At 72.7% G+C, this 16921-nt stretch carries 18 protein-coding genes; 9 read left to right on the forward strand and 9 right to left on the reverse strand.

Annotated elements, in window-relative coordinates; genetic code table 11:
• Positions 1–3 precede the first annotated feature (3 nt).
• The 4 genes from ACZ5DC_RS23055 to ACZ5DC_RS23070 all read left to right on the forward strand — a co-directional run bounded on the left by ACZ5DC_RS23055 (position 4) and on the right by ACZ5DC_RS23070 (position 4501).
• Positions 4–798, forward strand: a complete 795-nt coding sequence (locus ACZ5DC_RS23055) for a thiazole synthase (protein ID WP_468655459.1) — start codon at positions 4–6, stop codon at positions 796–798.
• Between the two features lie 126 nt (positions 799–924).
• Positions 925–2898: a Stk1 family PASTA domain-containing Ser/Thr kinase gene (gene pknB, locus ACZ5DC_RS23060; RefSeq protein ID WP_468655461.1), complete on the forward strand. Its 1974-nt coding sequence runs from the start codon at positions 925–927 to the stop codon at positions 2896–2898.
• Positions 2899–3004: 106 nt separating this feature from the next.
• Positions 3005–3880: a deoxyribonuclease IV gene (locus ACZ5DC_RS23065; RefSeq protein WP_468655463.1), complete on the forward strand. Its 876-nt coding sequence runs from the start codon at positions 3005–3007 to the stop codon at positions 3878–3880.
• Between the two features lie 72 nt (positions 3881–3952).
• Complete coding sequence (locus tag ACZ5DC_RS23070; RefSeq protein ID WP_468655535.1) at positions 3953–4501, forward strand: DUF4396 domain-containing protein; 549 nt, start codon at positions 3953–3955, stop codon at positions 4499–4501.
• A gap of 12 nt (positions 4502–4513) precedes the next feature.
• Here the strand turns inward: ACZ5DC_RS23070 and ACZ5DC_RS23075 are convergent, their stop codons facing one another.
• Complete coding sequence (locus tag ACZ5DC_RS23075; protein ID WP_468655465.1) at positions 4514–5146, reverse strand: sulfite oxidase-like oxidoreductase; 633 nt, start codon at positions 5144–5146, stop codon at positions 4514–4516.
• A gap of 171 nt (positions 5147–5317) precedes the next feature.
• Between ACZ5DC_RS23075 and bfr the strand changes: the two genes are divergently transcribed.
• Positions 5318–5836 (forward strand): bacterioferritin, encoded by a 519-nt coding sequence (gene bfr / locus ACZ5DC_RS23080; protein ID WP_468655466.1) that lies wholly within the window; start codon positions 5318–5320, stop codon positions 5834–5836.
• A gap of 19 nt (positions 5837–5855) precedes the next feature.
• Here the strand turns inward: bfr and ACZ5DC_RS23085 are convergent, their stop codons facing one another.
• On the reverse strand, positions 5856–6080 hold the full coding sequence (locus ACZ5DC_RS23085; protein WP_030641969.1) for a (2Fe-2S)-binding protein: 225 nt from the start codon (positions 6078–6080) through the stop codon (positions 5856–5858).
• A 168-nt stretch (positions 6081–6248) separates the two neighbouring features.
• A complete protein-coding gene (locus tag ACZ5DC_RS23090) occupies positions 6249–7601 on the reverse strand; it encodes a class II 3-deoxy-7-phosphoheptulonate synthase (RefSeq protein ID WP_468655468.1) in 1353 nt (450 codons plus the stop codon).
• A 97-nt stretch (positions 7602–7698) separates the two neighbouring features.
• Between ACZ5DC_RS23090 and ACZ5DC_RS23095 the strand changes: the two genes are divergently transcribed.
• A complete protein-coding gene (locus tag ACZ5DC_RS23095) occupies positions 7699–7755 on the forward strand; it encodes a trp operon leader peptide (RefSeq protein WP_366751506.1) in 57 nt (18 codons plus the stop codon).
• Positions 7756–7855: 100 nt separating this feature from the next.
• Positions 7856–9727 carry an anthranilate synthase family protein gene (locus ACZ5DC_RS23100; protein WP_468655470.1) on the forward strand — a complete coding sequence of 624 codons (1872 nt, stop codon included), beginning with the start codon at positions 7856–7858 and terminating at the stop codon, positions 9725–9727.
• A gap of 16 nt (positions 9728–9743) precedes the next feature.
• Here the strand turns inward: ACZ5DC_RS23100 and ACZ5DC_RS23105 are convergent, their stop codons facing one another.
• The 4 genes from ACZ5DC_RS23105 to ACZ5DC_RS23120 all read right to left on the reverse strand — a co-directional run bounded on the left by ACZ5DC_RS23105 (position 9744) and on the right by ACZ5DC_RS23120 (position 13587).
• Positions 9744–10772: a 6-phosphofructokinase gene (locus tag ACZ5DC_RS23105; RefSeq protein WP_468655472.1), complete on the reverse strand. Its 1029-nt coding sequence runs from the start codon at positions 10770–10772 to the stop codon at positions 9744–9746.
• 119 nt (positions 10773–10891) lie between these two features.
• The gene (locus ACZ5DC_RS23110; protein ID WP_468655474.1) at positions 10892–11566 is read right to left on the reverse strand and encodes a response regulator; all 675 of its coding nucleotides are present in this window, start codon (positions 11564–11566) and stop codon (positions 10892–10894) included.
• Positions 11563–12798, reverse strand: coding sequence for a MacS family sensor histidine kinase (gene macS / locus ACZ5DC_RS23115; RefSeq protein WP_468655476.1), 1236 nt, complete (start codon positions 12796–12798; stop codon positions 11563–11565). The genes ACZ5DC_RS23110 and macS overlap by 4 nt, the downstream gene beginning before the upstream one ends.
• Before the next feature lie 36 nt (positions 12799–12834).
• Positions 12835–13587 (reverse strand): lysophospholipid acyltransferase family protein, encoded by a 753-nt coding sequence (locus ACZ5DC_RS23120; RefSeq protein ID WP_468655537.1) that lies wholly within the window; start codon positions 13585–13587, stop codon positions 12835–12837.
• A gap of 117 nt (positions 13588–13704) precedes the next feature.
• Between ACZ5DC_RS23120 and ACZ5DC_RS23125 the strand changes: the two genes are divergently transcribed.
• On the forward strand, positions 13705–14484 hold the full coding sequence (locus tag ACZ5DC_RS23125) for an alpha/beta hydrolase (RefSeq protein WP_468655478.1): 780 nt from the start codon (positions 13705–13707) through the stop codon (positions 14482–14484).
• A complete protein-coding gene (locus ACZ5DC_RS23130; RefSeq protein WP_468655480.1) occupies positions 14477–15106 on the forward strand; it encodes a hypothetical protein in 630 nt (209 codons plus the stop codon). Before ACZ5DC_RS23125 ends, ACZ5DC_RS23130 begins: the two co-directional genes overlap by 8 nt.
• A gap of 6 nt (positions 15107–15112) precedes the next feature.
• On the opposite strand, the gene ACZ5DC_RS23135 is transcribed toward ACZ5DC_RS23130, so the two are convergent.
• Together ACZ5DC_RS23135 and ACZ5DC_RS23140 are read right to left on the reverse strand one after the other, a co-directional pair.
• Entirely contained in the window at positions 15113–15856 is a 744-nt protein-coding gene (locus ACZ5DC_RS23135; RefSeq protein WP_468655482.1) for an endonuclease/exonuclease/phosphatase family protein, read from the reverse strand.
• A 99-nt stretch (positions 15857–15955) separates the two neighbouring features.
• A complete protein-coding gene (locus tag ACZ5DC_RS23140) occupies positions 15956–16909 on the reverse strand; it encodes an ROK family glucokinase (protein ID WP_468655484.1) in 954 nt (317 codons plus the stop codon).
• Positions 16910–16921: the final 12 nt, after the last annotated feature.

The raw sequence follows: 16921 nt of genomic DNA on the forward strand, positions 1-16921 counted from the left end.
GCCATGACCGGTGATCCCCTGGTCCTCGGTGACCTGTCCTTCTCCTCCCGGCTGATCATGGGCACGGGCGGGGCGCCCAGCCTAGACGTGCTGGAGCGGGCGCTGGTCGCCTCCGGCACGGAACTGACCACGGTCGCGATGCGCCGGGTGGACCCCTCCGTGCACGGCTCGGTGCTGTCGGTGCTGGAGAAGCTCGGCATCCGGGTGCTGCCGAACACGGCCGGCTGCTTCACCGCGGGCGAGGCCGTGCTGACCGCCCGGCTGGCCCGGGAGGCGCTGGGCACGGATCTGGTGAAGCTGGAGGTCATCGCCGACGAGCGGACGCTGCTGCCCGATCCGGTGGAGCTGCTGGAGGCGGCGGAGACGCTGGTGGACGACGGGTTCACGGTGCTGCCGTACACGAACGACGATCCGGTGCTCGCGCGCAAGCTGGAGGACGTGGGGTGCGCCGCGGTCATGCCGCTGGGGTCGCCGATCGGGTCCGGGCTCGGGATCCGCAATCCCCACAACTTCCAGCTGATCGTGGAGCACGCGCGCGTGCCGGTGATCCTGGACGCGGGGGCCGGCACGGCGTCGGACGCGGCGTCGGCGATGGAGCTGGGGTGCGCGGGTGTGATGCTCGCCTCAGCGGTGACGCGGGCCCAGGAGCCGGAGCTGATGGCCCGCGCCATGAGGCTCGCGGTGGAGGGGGGCCGGCTGGCCCGGCGGGCCGGGCGGATTCCCCGCAGGTACCTCGCCGAGGCGTCGTCTCCCGCGGAGGGCCTGGCCGTGCTGGACCCCGAGCGTCCCGCGTTCTGACCGGTGCCGCGGCGCCGTCCGGCCGGCGGCCGCGAGGTCGTGGGTGCGTCACAGGTCGGCTGCAGTGCTGGTGGGAAAGCGGTCTCGGCGGGGGAACCGTCGGTGCCCCTCGTAGACTCGCCTCTCGTGGATACGACCCTTCAGGACCCCCTCGTCGGGCAGGTGCTCGACGGCCGGTACCGCGTCGACGCGCGGATCGCGGCCGGCGGGATGGCCACGGTCTACCGGGCCCTGGACACCCGCCTGGACCGTGTGCTCGCGCTGAAGGTGATGCACCCGACGCTCGCGGCCGACGGCGTGTTCGTCGAGCGGTTCATCCGGGAGGCCAAGTCCGTCGCCCGGCTCGACCACCCCAACGTGGTGCAGGTCTTCGACCAGGGGACCGACGGGTCGTACGTCTACCTGGCGATGGAGTACATAGCCGGCTGCACCCTGCGGGACGTGCTGCGCGAGCGGGGCGCGGTGCAGCCGCGGGCCGCGCTGGACGTCCTGGAGCCGGTGCTCGCCGCGCTCGGCGCCGCGCACCGGGCCGGGTTCGTGCACCGCGACATGAAGCCCGAGAACGTGCTGATAGGCGACGACGGCCGGGTCAAGGTCGCCGACTTCGGGCTGGTGCGCTCCGTGGACACGGTGACCAGCACGACGGGCGCCGTGCTCGGGACCGTCTCCTACCTCGCGCCGGAGCAGATCGAGCAGGGCACCACCGATCCGCGCGCCGACGTGTACGCGTGCGGTGTGGTCCTGTACGAGATGCTGACGGGCGCCAAGCCGCACTCCGGGGACTCCCCGGCCCAGGTGCTCTACAAGCACCTCCACGAGGACGTGCCGCCGCCCTCGGCGCTCGTGCCCGGCCTGCCGTACCAGCTGGACGAGCTGGTCGCGTCGGCCACCGCACGCACCCCGGACATACGCCCGCACGACGCCGTGGCCCTGCTCGCCCAGGTGCGCGCGGCCCACCTGTCGCTGACCGACGAGCAGCTGGACGCGCTGCCGCCGCGGGCCCTGACCGCGGCGCACGACAACGCCGAGGACCGCACGAGCGTCATCCCGCGCGCGCTGACCTCCCCCGTGCCCGGCTTCGCCCGCGCGGGGGACCCCCCGTCCCGGCCGCCGGCGGCGGACGAGGACGCGTTCGGGGGCGGCGCCGGGGACGGCGTCGACCGCACCGCCCGGTTCCAGAGCCCGCCCTTGCCCCCCCGCCGGCGCCCGGTGCGGCGCCCGCGCGCGGTGCTGGCGGTGATCGCGGCCGTGCTGGTGGTGTTCGGCGTCGGCGCCGGCGTCTGGTACATCAACTCCGGCCAGTTCACCAAGGTGCCGCCGCTGCTGGCGAAGACGGAGGCGCAGGCCAGGGAGCGGCTGAAGACGGCCGGGCTGGACGTCGGGAAGGTCGAGCGCGCCTACAGCGACACGGTCGAGCGCGGCACGGTGATCGGCACCGACCCGGCGCCCGGCGCGCGGATCCGGGACCACGACTCCGTGGCGCTGACCGTGTCGCTGGGACCGAAGACGGTGGACGTCCCGGACGTGGCGGGCCAGTCGCTCGCCGGGGCGCGGGCGCGGCTGAAGGCGAAGGACCTGGAGCCGGGCATGGTCACCCGGAAGTTCAGCGACGACGTCCCCAGGGGCTCGGTGATCGGTACGGCACCCGAGGCGGGCACCGAGCGGCACGCGGGTTCGGCCATCGCGCTGATCGTCAGCAAGGGCAGCCCGATCGACGTGCCGGACGTCACCGGCGACGACCTGGAGAGCGCGAAGCAGGAGCTGACGGACGCCGGGCTGAAGGTCGAGGTGGCCGGCAAGCGGGTCAGCTCCGAGTACGACGCGGGCGAGGTCGCCGCGCAGAGCCCGGAGGACGGTCACCAGGCGGCCGAGGGCGACACGGTGACGCTGACGCTGTCCAAGGGCCCGGAGATGATCGAGGTCCCGGACGTGGTCGGCGACAGCGTGGACGACGCCCACCAGGCCCTGGAGGACGCCGGCTTCGAGGTCAAGGAGGACCGCGGGCTGCTGGGGCTGTTCGGGGACACCGTGAAGAAGCAGTCGGTGGACGGCGGCGACGAGGCGCCCGAGGGGTCGACGATAACGATCACCATCCGGTGACGGGCGATCACGGGCACTCGGATGGCCCGTGATCGGGAGGCACCGGTGACCGGCCTCACCGGGGAGCGCGGTCCGGGCACTGGGGCGGACATGACACCCTGAACAGGTGAGTCCCGTTCAGTCCCCCCTCCGCAACCCCGTCGGCGGCCATGTGCCCGTGGCCGGCGGCCTGCACTCCGTCGGGCTGTCGTACGCCCGTGACCTGAAGGCCGAGACCGTGCAGGTCTTCGTCGCCAATCCGCGCGGCTGGGCCACGCCCACCGGGAACCCGCGGCAGGACGAGGCGTTCCGCGCGGCCTGCGCCGAGGAGTCGATCCCGGCGTACGTGCACGCGCCGTACCTGATCAACTTCGGCTCGCACACCGAGGCGACCGCGGAGCGGTCGGTGGAGTCGCTGCGGCACTCGCTGCGGCGCGGGCGGGAGATCGGCGCGCTGGGTGTCGTGGTGCACACCGGGAGCGCCACCGGCGGCCGGACGCGGGAGGTCGCGCTGAAGCAGGTGCGCGCGCACCTGCTGCCGCTGCTGGACGAGCTGACCCACGACGACGACCCGTTCCTGCTGCTGGAGTCGACCGCCGGGCAGGGCGCCTCGCTGTGCTCGCGGACCTGGGACTTCGGGCCGTACTTCGAGGCGCTGGACGCGCATCCGAAGCTGGGCGTGTGCCTGGACACGTGCCACGTCTTCGCCGCCGGGCACGACCTGACGGGGCCGGACGGCATGCACCGGACGCTGGACCTGCTCGTGGACACCGTCGGCCCGGGCCGGCTGAAGCTGATCCACGCCAACGACTCCAAGGATGTGGCGGGCGCCCACAAGGACCGGCACGAGAACATCGGCGCCGGCCATATCGGGGAGGACCCGTTCCGGGCGCTGATGACCCACCCCGCGACCGAGGGTGTGCCGCTGGTCATCGAGACGCCCGGCGGCAAGGAGGGGCACGCCGCGGACGTGGCGCGGCTGAAGGCACTCCGCGAGGACTGACCGTCGGGAATACCCCCGTGGGGTATATGGTTCCTGTCGGCGCAGGAGCCGTCACCTGACATGGGGGTCGTCATGGAGCACGAGGCGCACACGGCACACGCACACCACCACGAGGCCGCCGGCGCGGGCCACCGGGAACACCACCAAGGGCACGAAGCCCACCGGGGCCGGCACCCCGCACCCGCCGCCACCTGGGCGACGGCCGTCCAGGCCACCCTGCACTGCCTCACCGGCTGCGCCATCGGCGAGGTGCTCGGCATGGTCGCCGGCACGGCCTTCGGCTGGGGCAACCTGCCGACCATGGTGCTGGCGGTCGTCCTGGCCTTCGTCTTCGGCTACTCGCTCACCCTGCGCGGGGTCCGGCGGGCCGGCGTCGGCTTCCGCACGGCCTTCCGGGTGGCGCTGGCCGCCGACACCCTGTCCATCGCCGTGATGGAGCTGATGGACAACGGCGTGATCCTGGTCTGGCCGTCGGCGATGGACGCCACGCTGGGCGACGCGCTGTTCTGGATCTCGCTCGCGGTCTCGTTCGCGCTCGCGTTCGTGGTGACCACCCCGGTCAACAAGTGGATGATCGGCCGGGGCAAGGGGCACGCGGTGGTGCACGGGTACCACCACTGAGCGGGCCGGGGATCAGAGCTCGGGGCCGTCCCCGGGCTCCTCCTGGTAGGAGTAGCGCTGCTCCTTCCAGGGGTCGCCGATGTTGTGGTAGCCGCGCTCCTCCCAGAAGCCGCGGCGGTCGGCGGTCATGTACTCCACACCCCGGACCCACTTGGGCCCCTTCCAGGCGTACAGGTGGGGCACGATCAGCCGGACCGGGAAGCCGTGCTCGGCGGTGAGCAGCTCACCGTCCTTGTGCGTGGCGAAGACCGTGCGGTCGGAGACGAAGTCCGTGAGGCGCAGGTTCGAGCTGAAGCCGTACTCCGCCCAGACCATCACATGGGTGACGTCCGGCGCGGGCGGCGCCAGGTCCACGATCACGCGGGCCGGGATGCCGCCCCACTCCGCGCCGACCATGCTGAACTTCGTCACGCAGTGCAGATCGGCCACCACCGTGGTGTAGGGCAGGGCCGTGAACTCCTCGTGGTCCCAGGTGCGCTTGTCACCGTCGGCGGTGGCGCCGAAGACCCGGAACTCCCAGCGCTCGGGCCGGAACTTCGGGACCGGCCCGTAGTGCGTGACCGGCCAGCCCCGCTGGAGCCGCTGACCCGGCGGAAGCTCGGACCCCGCCGCCGCCCCAGACCCTCGCTCCACCGGATGACCCATGTATCCATCCTGACAGACCTCGGGCAGTGCCCTTGACCACCCGCTCCGGAACCGGACAATCGCCATCGACTCATGACGTACTTACTAAGTGCGTACTTACTGGACGATCTTCCTCACCGGTGGAATCATGCGGCGCTATCGGCCGGGCCCACCTGGAAGGAGTCCACAGCGATGCAAGGCGACCCCGAGGTCATCGAACTGCTCAACGAACAGCTGACCGCCGAGCTGACCGCGATCAACCAGTACTTCCTGCATGCCAAGCTCCAGGACCACAAGGGGTGGACGAAGCTCGCCCGGTACACGCGCGCGGAGTCCTTCGACGAGATGCGGCACGCCGAGGTCCTCACCGACCGCATCCTGCTCCTCGACGGCCTGCCCAACTACCAGCGGCTCTTCCACGTGCGGGTCGGGCAGACGGTGACCGAGATGTTCCAAGCCGACCGGCAGATCGAGGTCGAGGCCATCGACCGGCTGCGCCGGGGCGTCCAGGTGATGCGCGAGAAGGACGACATCACGTCGGCGAACGTCTTCGAGGCGATCCTGGCCGACGAGGAGCACCACATCGACTACCTGGACACCCAGCTGGAGCTGGTGGACAAGCTGGGCGAGGCGCTGTACCTGTCGACCGTCGTCGAGCAGAGCCAGCCCGACTCCTCCGGTCCGGGCACGGGCGGCTTCTCCACCCACTGAGCCCGCGGGGGCGCGGACGTTACGCGGCGTCGTCCAGCGGCACGAGGGCCGGGGCGCGCTGGTCGATCAGTTCCCGGCGGGGGCAGGCGCCGCGGCCGAGCAGTGCCTGGATGCGCCGGACGCAGCCGCCGCAGTCGGTGCCCGCCTTGCAGGCGGAGGCTATCTGGCGCGGGGTGCAGGCGCCGTTCTCCGCGTGCTGCTTGACCTGGTCCTCGGTGACACCGAAGCAACTGCAGACGTACACGCGGATTCACCTCCCGCCGGGGGTCCCTGTTCCTGCCATCCCCGTATCGGTGAGGCAAACCTAACCTTACCCATCTCTCCGGCGGCCGCGAAAGTGGCAGGGGCGCGGATCGGATGTGATCCGCGCCCCAGGACTCCGCGTCACCAGGCGGTGGCTACCGGTCCCGGGTCACTGGTCCCGGTACATCTCGGCCACCAGGAACGCCAGGTCCAGCGACTGGCTGCGGTTCAGCCGCGGGTCGCAGGCCGTCTCGTAGCGCTGGTGCAGGTCGTCCACGAAGATCTCGTCGCCGCCGCCCACGCACTCGGTGACGTCGTCGCCGGTCAGCTCCACGTGGATGCCGCCCGGGTGGGTGCCGAGCGCCTTGTGGACCTCGAAGAAGCCCTTGACCTCGTCGAGCACGTCGTCGAAGCGGCGGGTCTTGTGCCCGGAGGCCGCCTCGAAGGTGTTGCCGTGCATCGGGTCGGTCACCCAGGCCACCGTCGCGCCGGACGCCGTGACCTTCTCGACCAGCTCGGGGAGCTTGTCGCGGATCTGGCCGGCGCCCATGCGGACGATGAAGGTCAGCCGTCCCGGCTCCCGCTCGGGGTCGAGGCGGTCGATGTACCGCAGCGCCTCCTCGGCCGTGGTGGCCGGGCCGAGCTTGATGCCGATCGGGTTGCGGATGCGCGAGGCGAACTCGATGTGCGCGTGGTCCAGCTGGCGGGTGCGCTCGCCGATCCACACCATGTGCGCCGAGACGTCGTACAGCTTGCCCGTGCGGGAGTCGACCCGGGTCAGGGCGGACTCGTAGTCCAGCAGCAGCGCCTCGTGCGAGGAGTAGAACTCGACGGTCTTGAACTCCTCCGGGTCGGTGCCGCAGGCCCGCATGAAGTTCAGGGCGCTGTCGATCTCGCGCGCGAGCTGCTCGTAGCGCTGGCCCGACGGCGAGGTCCGCACGAAGTCCTGGTTCCAGGCGTGCACCTGGCGCAGGTCGGCGTAGCCGCCGGTGGTGAAGGCGCGCACCAGGTTCAGCGTCGAGGCCGACGCGTGGTACATGCGCTTCAGCCGCTCCGGGTCCGGGATGCGGCTGGCCTCGGTGAAGTCGAAGCCGTTGACGGAGTCACCCCGGTACACCGGGAGCGTCACGCCGTCGCGGGTCTCGGTCGGCTTGGAGCGGGGCTTGGAGTACTGGCCCGCGATCCGGCCGACCTTGACCACCGGCACGGAGGCCGCGTAGGTGAGGACGGCACCCATCTGGAGCAGCGTCTTGAGCTTGTTGCGGATGTGGTCGGCGGACACCGCGTCGAAGGCCTCGGCGCAGTCGCCGCCCTGGAGGAGGAACGCCTCTCCCTTGGCGACGGCCGCCATCCGGGCGCGCAGCTGGTCGCACTCGCCCGCGAAGACGAGCGGCGGATACGACTCGAGCTCCGCGATCACTGCGCGCAGAGCCTCGGGGTCGGGGTACTCGGGCTGCTGCGCCGCGGGCAGGTCTCGCCAGGTGTTGCCAGCGCTCGGGCTGGTCTTAGCGTTCACGGTCACGACCCCAACATTACGGGGTGCCGTCGCGCCGTCCCCGCCGGTGCTCAGCTGATGAGACACCGCGTACACAGTGCGGACATGCGGTAGGGTGCGTCGCATGTTCGCGCTTTCGACCCAGACCTGGTGGTGGACCGCTCATCCGGCGGCCCACTGACTGCGCGTACGCACGACTTCGCGAAGGCCGCCCGAGGGGCGGCCTTCGGTGTGTCCGGGGTCGTTCCTCTCCGTCAGACGATCGAGAAGGAACCCGACCCGTGGACCTCATGGACCTGCTGTCCGATCCCCGCCCCTTCGCCCTGCTCCGCCGCCGCACCCCGGGCCGCGACGAGGACCTGGTGGAGGTGCTGCTCGGCCCGGTGAGCGGCCGGGACCGGCTCGCCGACCTGCCCGACGAGGGTCTCGCCCTGATTCCGTTCCGGCAGATCCGCGAGCGCGGCTTCGACGTGCGCGACGACGGCACCCCGCTGCTGGTGCTGACCCCGCAGGAGACGCACACGCTGCCGCTGGACGAGGCCCTGCGCCGGCTGCCCGCGCACGACGTGCGGGTCGAGGGCGGCGGCTTCGACGTGAGCGACGAGGAGTACGCGCAGACCGTCGGGCGGGTGCTGCGCGAGGAGATCGGCCGGGGCGAGGGCGCGAACTTCGTGATCCGGCGCACCTACGAGGGCGCCATCCCCGGCTTCGGCCGCGCCGACGCGCTCGCGCTGTTCCGGCGGCTGCTGGAGGGCGAGCGGGGCGCGTACTGGACGTTCGTGGTGCACACCGGGGACCGGACGCTGGTGGGGGCCAGTCCGGAGGTGCACGTCCGGATGAGCGGCGGGACCGTGGTGATGAACCCGATCAGCGGGACGTACCGCTATCCCCCCGAGGGCCCGACCCCGGAGCACCTGCTCGGCTTCCTCGCCGACGGCAAGGAGGTCGAGGAGCTGTCGATGGTCGTCGACGAGGAGCTCAAGATGATGTGCACCGTCGGCGACCGCGGCGGGGTCGTCGTCGGCCCGCGGCTGAAGGAGATGGCGCACCTCGCGCACACCGAGTACGAGCTGCGCGGGAAGTCCTCGCTGGACGTGCGGGAGGTGCTGCGGGAGACCATGTTCGCGGCGACGGTGACCGGCTCGCCGGTGCAGAACGCCTGCCGGGTGATCGAGCGGTACGAGCCCCTCGGACGGGACGGCGTGGGACGCGGGTACTACGCCGGGGCGCTGGCCCTGCTCGGGCGGGACTCCGGGGGCGCGCAGACCCTCGACTCCCCCATCCTGATCCGCACCGCCGACATCTCCGCCGGCGGCCGGCTGCGCGTTCCGGTGGGGGCGACGCTGGTGCGCGGCTCCGACCCGGCCGGCGAGGTCGCGGAGACCCACGCCAAGGCGGCGGGCGTGCTGGCCGCCCTCGGGGTACGGCCGTCCCGGCCGCGGGCGGAGCGGGAGCGGCCCCGGCTGGCCGACGACCCCCGGGTGCGGGCGGCGCTGGACGGGCGCCGGGCCGGGCTCGCGCCGTTCTGGCTGCGGATGCAGGAGCACGCGCCGGAACCGGCGGGCCACGCGCTGGTCGTCGACGGCGAGGACACCTTCACGGCGATGCTGGCGCACGTGCTGCGCTCGGGCGGACTGGAGGTGACGGTACGGCGCTTCGACGAGCCGGGGCTGCGGGCGGCCGTCCGCGCGCACGAGGGGCCGGTGGTGCTGGGCCCCGGACCGGGCGACCCGCGCGACGGCGCCGACCCGAAGATGCGGTTCCTGCGGGAGCTCGCGGCCACCGTGATCCGCGAACACCGGCACGGGGTGCTGGGCGTCTGCCTGGGGCACGAGCTGCTCGCGGCCGAGCTGGGCCTTGACCTGGTCCGCAAGGAGGTGCCGTACCAGGGGGCGCAGACGGAGATCGAGCTGTTCGGACGGCCGGAGACGGTCGGCTTCTACAACAGCTTCACGGCGCGCTGCGACGACGAGGCCGCCCGCGAACTGGCCGCGCACGGCGTCGAGGTGAGCCGCGCGGCCAACGGCGAGGTGCACGCCCTGCGGGGCCCCGGCTTCGCGGGCGTGCAGTTCCACCCCGAGTCGGTGCTGACCCTGAACGGGACGGCGGTCGTACGGGAGCTGATCGGCCGGCTGCGCCGTACGACCGTGTAGCCGCGGGAGGCCGCCGTCAGCCGAAGAACACCCCGATCTCCTGGTACAGCCTCGGGTCCACCGTCTTCAGCCGGGCCGTCGCCTCGGCCAGGGGGACGCGGACGACGTCGGTGGCGCGCAGGGCGACCATCGTGCCGAAGTCGCCGTCGTGGACGCAGTCGATGGCGTGCAGACCGAAGCGGGTGGCGAGCCAGCGGTCGAAGGCGCTCGGCGTGCCGCCGCGCTGGACGTGCCCGAGGACCGTGGTGCGGGCCTCCTTCCCGGTGCGCTTCTCGATCTCCTTGGCCAGCCACTCGCCCACCCCGGACAGCCGGACGTGCCCGAAGGAGTCCAGCGACCGGTCCTTGAGCACCATGTCGCCGTCCTTCGGCACGGCGCCCTCGGCGACGACCACGATCGGCGCGTACGACGCCCGGAACCGGGAGGTCACCCAGTCGCAGACCTGTTCGATGTCGAAGCGCTGCTCGGGGATGAGGATGACGTTGGCGCCGCCGGCCAGACCGGAGTGCAGCGCGATCCAGCCGGCGTGCCGGCCCATCACCTCCACCACCAGGACCCGCATGTGGGACTCGGCGGTGGTGTGCAGCCGGTCGATGGCCTCGGTGGCGATGTTGACGGCGGTGTCGAAGCCGAAGGTGTAGTCGGTGGCCGCCAGGTCGTTGTCTATCGTCTTGGGCACCCCGACGCAGGGCACCCCGTACTCGCCGGACAGCCGCGCGGCGACGCCCAGGGTGTCCTCGCCGCCGATCACGACGAGCGCCTGGACGTCCAGCTTGGCGAGGTTGGCCTTGATCCGGCGGATGCCGTCGTCCGCCTTGAGGGGGTTGGTCCGCGAGGAGCCGAGGATGGTGCCGCCGCGGGGCAGGATGCCGCGCACCGCGGGGATGTCGAGACGGACGGTGTCGCCTTCGAGGGGACCCCGCCAGCCGTCCCGGAAGCCGACGAAGTCGTAGCCGTACTCCTGCACGCCCTTGCGGACGATGCCCCGGATGACGGCGTTGAGCCCGGGGCAGTCGCCGCCTCCGGTCAGTACTCCGACCCGCATGGAAATGTCCCTTCGCAGCGGTTCCCTGACACCCGGTCACGCTAATGGTGATTCAGGTCACACCGGGAGGGGCGGGAAGGGTGATTCCGGTGCACGGCCGGAAGCGGGCCGCGCCGGTCCTACTCCTCGTCGAGGCCGCGCTCGATCGCGTACCGCACCAGCTCCACCCGGTTGTGCAGCTGGAGCTTGCCGAGGGTGTTCTGCACGTGGTTCTGCACCGTGCGGTGGGAGATGACGAGGCGTTCGGCGATCTGCTTGTAGCTCAGACCCTTCGCCACCAGCCGCAGCACCTCCGTCTCCCGGTCCGTCAGCCGGGGCGCGCCCGGCTCGTCGGCGTCCGGCGCGGGCGCGGGCTCGGCGGCCAGCCGCCGGTACTCGCCGAGGACCAGCCCGGCGAGGCCCGGCGTGAACACCGGGTCGCCGACGGCGGTACGGCGCACCGCGTCCAGCAGCTCCCCGGTGGACGCCGACTTCAGCAGGTAGCCGGTCGCGCCGGACTTCACGGCCTCCAGCACGTCGGCGTGCTCGCCGCTCGCCGACAGGACCAGGACGCGCAACGCCGGGTTGAGGCCGACGAGTTCCTTGCACACCTGGACGCCGGGCTTGGCGGGCAGGTTGAGGTCCAGCACGAGGACGTCCGGGGCGGCGGCCTTGGCGCGGCGGACCGCCTGCTCGCCGTCGCCGGCGGTGGCGACCACCTCGAAGCCGGACTCGGCCAGGTCACGGGCGACCGCGTCACGCCACATCGGGTGGTCGTCCACCACCATGACCTTGATCGGGTCCTGCTGTGTCATCGCTGTTCCGCCTTCTTCCCCCGCGCCCGGACGGCGCCCTTCGGTACCTTCAGTTCCACTTCCGTGCCCTGCCCGGGCACGGAGACGATCTCGGCGCTGCCGCCGAGGTCGCGCAGCCGGCCCCGGATGGACTGCGCCACCCCGAGCCGGCCCTCGCCCTCGGCCTGCGCCAGCCGGCCCTCGGGGATGCCGGGGCCGTCGTCCCGGACGGTGACGACGATCTCGTCCGGCTCGTCCTCCACCAGGATCCAGGCCCGGGCGTCCGCCCCCGCGTGCAGGCGCACGTTGTCCAGGGCGGCCCCGACCGCGGCGGCCACCTCGCGGGCCGCGGCCGACGGCAGCAGCACCGGGGCACCGGGCTCGGCGAGGCTGACCCGGGCGCACGCGTACCGGGCGAGCAGGGAGCGCAGGTCGACCGGGCCGGCCGGGGCGTCCTCGTCGGGCTCCTCCACCGCGCGGACCACGGCTCCGGCCGCCAGGTCCTCCGAGACCCGGGACACCGGGACCAGGCCGCCCGACACCAGCGTGCGCAGGGCCACCTCCTGCTCCCCGGCCAGCCGGCCCAGTTCCGCCGCCTCGCCGCCGAGGGCCGCGCCCCGGCGCTTCACCATCGCCAGCACCTGGAGCACGCTGTCGTGGATGTCGCGGGCCAGCCGCTCCCGCTCGCGGGTGGCGGCCTCGATCTCCAGCGCGCGGGCGAGGGTGCGCTCGGAGGCGCGGGCCACCTCCACCACGTAGCCGATGGCGATGGAGGCCACCCAGACGAGGATCACGTTGTGCACGGTGTCCCGGGCCGGCCGGCCGCGCTCGACCAGGTTGACGGCGGCCACGGCCGTGGAGGCGACGGCCGCCCAGCGCCAGCCGCCCTTGACTGCGAAGGCCAGCACCGCGCCGGCCGTCCATATCGACGGCAGGGTGGGGCCGCCGCCCGCGATCCGCTCGTGGTTGTCGGCGACCGGGGTGAGCAGGATGCCGACGAGGGCGACGGTCAGGTCGGCGGCCAGGAAGCGCCGGGTGCAGCTCGCCGCGCTCGCCACCTTGGGCAGGGTGGCGAGGGTCCACACGGCCAGCACGGCGTAGTAGGCGACGGCGACCCAGGGCCGCACGAAGTGGTCGTACGCGGTGGCGCACAGGCCGATCGCGTACAGCATGGTCAGGACGCGGTAGCCGGCGAGCGCGCGCCACAGCGGCAGCTCGACCGACATGCGCATGACGCGTTCGCGCTTGGGCATGTCCCCCGGTTCCCCCCGGTCCCCCTCGTGCCCTGCCTAGGACCCGGCCCGCTCCTCGCCGGCCTGCTCCGCCTCCTTGGCGGCCTTCGCCGCCTTCTCCGCTTCCTTGGCGGCCTTCGCCGCCTCCGCGATCTGCCGCTTGGCGGCGGTCGCGTAGACGTCGACGTACTCCTGGCCGGAGAGCTTCATGATCTCGTACATGACCTCGTCGGTCAGCGCGCGCAGCACGAACCGGTCGTGCTCCATGCCCTGGTACCGGCTGAAGTCCAGGGGCTTGCCTATGCGGATGCCCGGCCGCATCAGCTTCGGCACGACCTGCCCGGGCGGCTGGATCTTCTCCGTGTCGATCATGGCCACGGGGATGACCGGCGCGCCGGTGGCGAGGGCCACGCGCGCGAGGCCGCCCGGCTTGCCCCGGTACAGCCGTCCGTCGGGCGAGCGGGTGCCCTCCGGGTAGATGCCGAACAGCTCGCCCCGCTCCAGCACCTCTATGCCGCTCTTGATCGCCGCCTCACCGGCGCCGCGCGCCCCGGAACGGTCCACCGGGAGCTGGCCGACGCCCTTGAAGAAGGCGGCGGTGAGCCGGCCCTTCACACCCGGCGTGGTGAAGTACTCCGCCTTGGCGATGAAGGTGACCTTGCGGTCCAGCATCACCGGCAGGAAGAACGAGTCCGAGAAGGACAGGTGATTACTGGCCAGGATGGCCGGGCCCGTGGCCGGAATGTTCTCCAGGCCCTCCACCCATGGCCTGAAGGCGACCTTCAGCGGCCCTCCGATGGCGACCTTCATCGCGCCGTACAACACCCGTATGCCTCCTGGTCTCTCCGAGGAGACCTTAACCCGCGGGACCGTCAATGAGCCCGACGACCCTGGTCGGTGTCGGTGCGGTCGCGTACGGTGAAGCACATGCCAGTTCTCCCCGGAGCCGAGCCGTACCGCCACGAGGGCGGTGAGGTGGGGGTTCTCCTCTGCCACGGCTTCACCGGCTCGCCCCAGTCGCTGCGCCCCTGGGCGGAGCACCACGCGGCCCACGGCCTGACCGTCTCCCTGCCCCTGCTGCCCGGCCACGGCACCCGCTGGGAGGACATGCAGCTCACGACCTGGCAGGACTGGTACGCGCAGGTGGACCGCGAACTGCGGCTGCTCGCCGAGCGCTGCTCCCGGGTGTTCGTCGCGGGCCTGTCGATGGGCGGGGCGCTGGCCCTCAGGCTCGCGGCCCGGCACGGCGGGCGGGTCGCGGGCACGGTGGTCGTCAACCCGGCCAACAAGGTGCACGGCCTGTCGGCGTACGCCCTTCCGGTGGCCCGGCACCTGGTGCGCACGACGCGGGGCATCGCCAGCGACATCGCCAAGGAGGGCGCGGCCGAGCTGGGCTACGACCGGGTGCCGCTGCACGCGGCGCACTCGCTGCGGATGTTCCTGCGCCGGCTGGACGGCGAGCTGCCCCAGGTCACCCAGCCGTTGCTGCTCCTGCGCAGCGCCCGGGACCACGTCGTCCCGGCGGCCGACTCGGCGCGGGTGCTGAGCCGGGTGTCGGCCACGGACGTCACGGAGATCGTGCTGGAACACAGTCACCACGTCGCGACGTTGGACAACGACGCGGACCGGATCTTCGAGGAGAGCCTCGCCTTCATCGGCCGGCTCGCACCCGGTGTCGGCAAGGAAGGGACGGCCGCAGTTGGCTGAGCACTACTCCGACCGTGAGGACCGCGACGGCCGTGAGGGCCACGAGGACCAGGGCGGTCACGAGACCCGCGAGCCGGACCGGCAGGAGGTGCCGTTCGACGAGGACGCCGTCTGGCGCGCCATCGTCGCCGGGTACGGCGAGGAACCGCCGGACCCGCCGGGCGCCCGGCCCTTCAAGCCGGTCGAGGACCTCGCGCTGCTGGAGAAGAAGGCCGTGAAGGACCAGGAGGACGAGCCGCGCGACGAACCGGAGGAGTCCGCGGACCGGCAGCCCGCCCGGCCGCTGGGCGGTTCGGTCTCCTTCGCGCCGGGCGTCGGCCCGCGGGACTACACGGCGCCCGAGCCGTCCGACGACGACTTCGGCGAGGACGACGAGGGCCACTTCGTGCCGCCGGAGCCGCCCCCGCTGCCGACCTCCGACACGACCGCCAGGTTCGCCTGGCTCGGCGTGGTCGGCGGCCCGGTCCTGCTCCTGCTGGCGGTGCTGCTCGGCTGGGACATGACCTGGTGGCTGGCGACCCTCGGCATCGGCGGCTTCCTCGGCGGCTTCGTGACGCTGGTGACGCGGATGCGGACGGACGACGAGGAGGACGACGACCCGGGGCGCGGCGCGGTGGTCTGAGCCGGCTCAGGCCGGGATTCTGAGGGCGGCGAGGACCGGGAGATGGTCCGTGGCCGCCCTCAGGTCCGCCTCGCGCACGCCCGGCTGGTCCAGGGGCACCCCGCAGCCCAGCACCTCGATGCCCTTGGTCGCGAAGATCGCGTCGATGCGCCGGCGGGGGTCGGTGGGCGTGGAGGTGAACTCGCCGCCCCAGGGGGCGGTCGTACGGCAGTCCTGGAGGGTGCCGGCGAGCCGGCGGAAGGTGCGCCCGTCGGGCCCCTCGTTGAGGTCGCCGCCCGCGACGGCGTGCTCGGCACCGAGTCCGGCGAGACGGTCGAGCAGCAGGCCGCCCTGGTCGTGGCGCTCGACCCGCTGGAGCGAGAGGTGGCAGCTGACCACGCCGAGGCGGACGCCGCCGAAGCGGACCACGGCCGTGGCGAAGCCGCGCCGGTGCAGGCCCGGGGTGAGCGGCAGGAGGACGTCCTGTGTGCGTTCGACGGTGGCGCGCAGGGAGCACAGGATCGCCGGTCCCGCCGCCGTGGCGCCGCCGGTGAGGATGACCTGGCCGGAGGCCGCGGCGAGCCGCGCCAGCTTCTTGCGCCAGCGGAAGAAGCGGGGGGCCTCCTGGAGGAGGACCAGGTCGGGAGCGCAGGCGGTGATGATCCTCGCCAACGCGTCCGTGTCGTCGCGCATCGAGCGGATGTTGTAGCTCAGGACACGGACGACCGCGGAGCCGTCGGCCTGCGTCGCGGAGTCGGGGAGCAGCGCCATGTGGATCAATGTACGCCCCGTGGGCCGGGGCGCGGGAACCGCGGGCGAGGGCCGCATCCGTCGTGACTCGCCGCGCCGTTCCTCGCGCCCCTTCGGGCACTACATGACCGGGTCGGGCTCCCGGGCCAGGTCCGCCGCGCCCACCAGGCCCGCCTTGTTGCCCAGCTGGGCCGCGATCACGTCGGCGACCGGACGCCAGTTGCCGCCGACCAGCCAGCGCTTGTAGGACTTGCGGATGGGGTCGAGGACCAGCTCGCCCTCGTCGGACAGGCCGCCGCCGACGATGAAGGCGGACGGGTCGAACAGCGAGGCGAGGTCGGCCAGGCCCGCGCCGGCCCAGCGGGCCAGCTCGCGGTAGGAGTCGACCGCGACCGGGTCGCCCTGCCGGGCGGCCATGGAGATGTGCTTGCCCTCGATGCCCTCCGGGGTGCCGTCGCCCAGCGAGAGCAGCAGCTCGGCGTTCTCGGGGGTGGCGTTGGCCCGCTGCTTGGCGTAGCGGACCAGGGCGCGGCCGGAGGCGTACTGCTCCCAGCAGCCCTGCGAGCCGCAGCCGCACAGCAGGCCGTCCGGCACCATCCGGATGTGGCCGAACTCGGCGGCGACGCCGAAGTGGCCGCGGCGCAGCTTGTTGCCGATGATGATGCCGCCGCCGAGGCCGGTGCCGAGCGTGATGCAGATGACGTTGCGGTGGCCCTTGCCCGCGCCGAACTTGTACTCGCCCCAGGCGGCGGCGTTGGCGTCGTTCTCGACCACGACCGGGAGGCCGGTGCGCGCCTCGACCTTCTGCTTGAGCGGCTCGTTGCGCCAGTCGATGTTCGGCGCGAAGTACACCGTGGAGCGCTGCCGGTTGACGTAACCGGCCGCGCCGATACCCACGCCGACGATCTCGTGCCCGGCGCGTGCGCCCTCCACCGCCGAGGCGATGGCGTCCACGATGGCCTCGGGCGTGGTGGGGGTCGGCACCTTGAAGGTCGAGAGGATGTTGCCTTCCTCGTCGACCACGCCGGCCGCGATCTTCGTGCCGCCGATGTCGACGCCGATGGTGAGTCCCATGAATCCCTCAGT

The sequence above is a fragment of the Streptomyces sp. NPDC031445 genome (assembly GCF_055581365.1).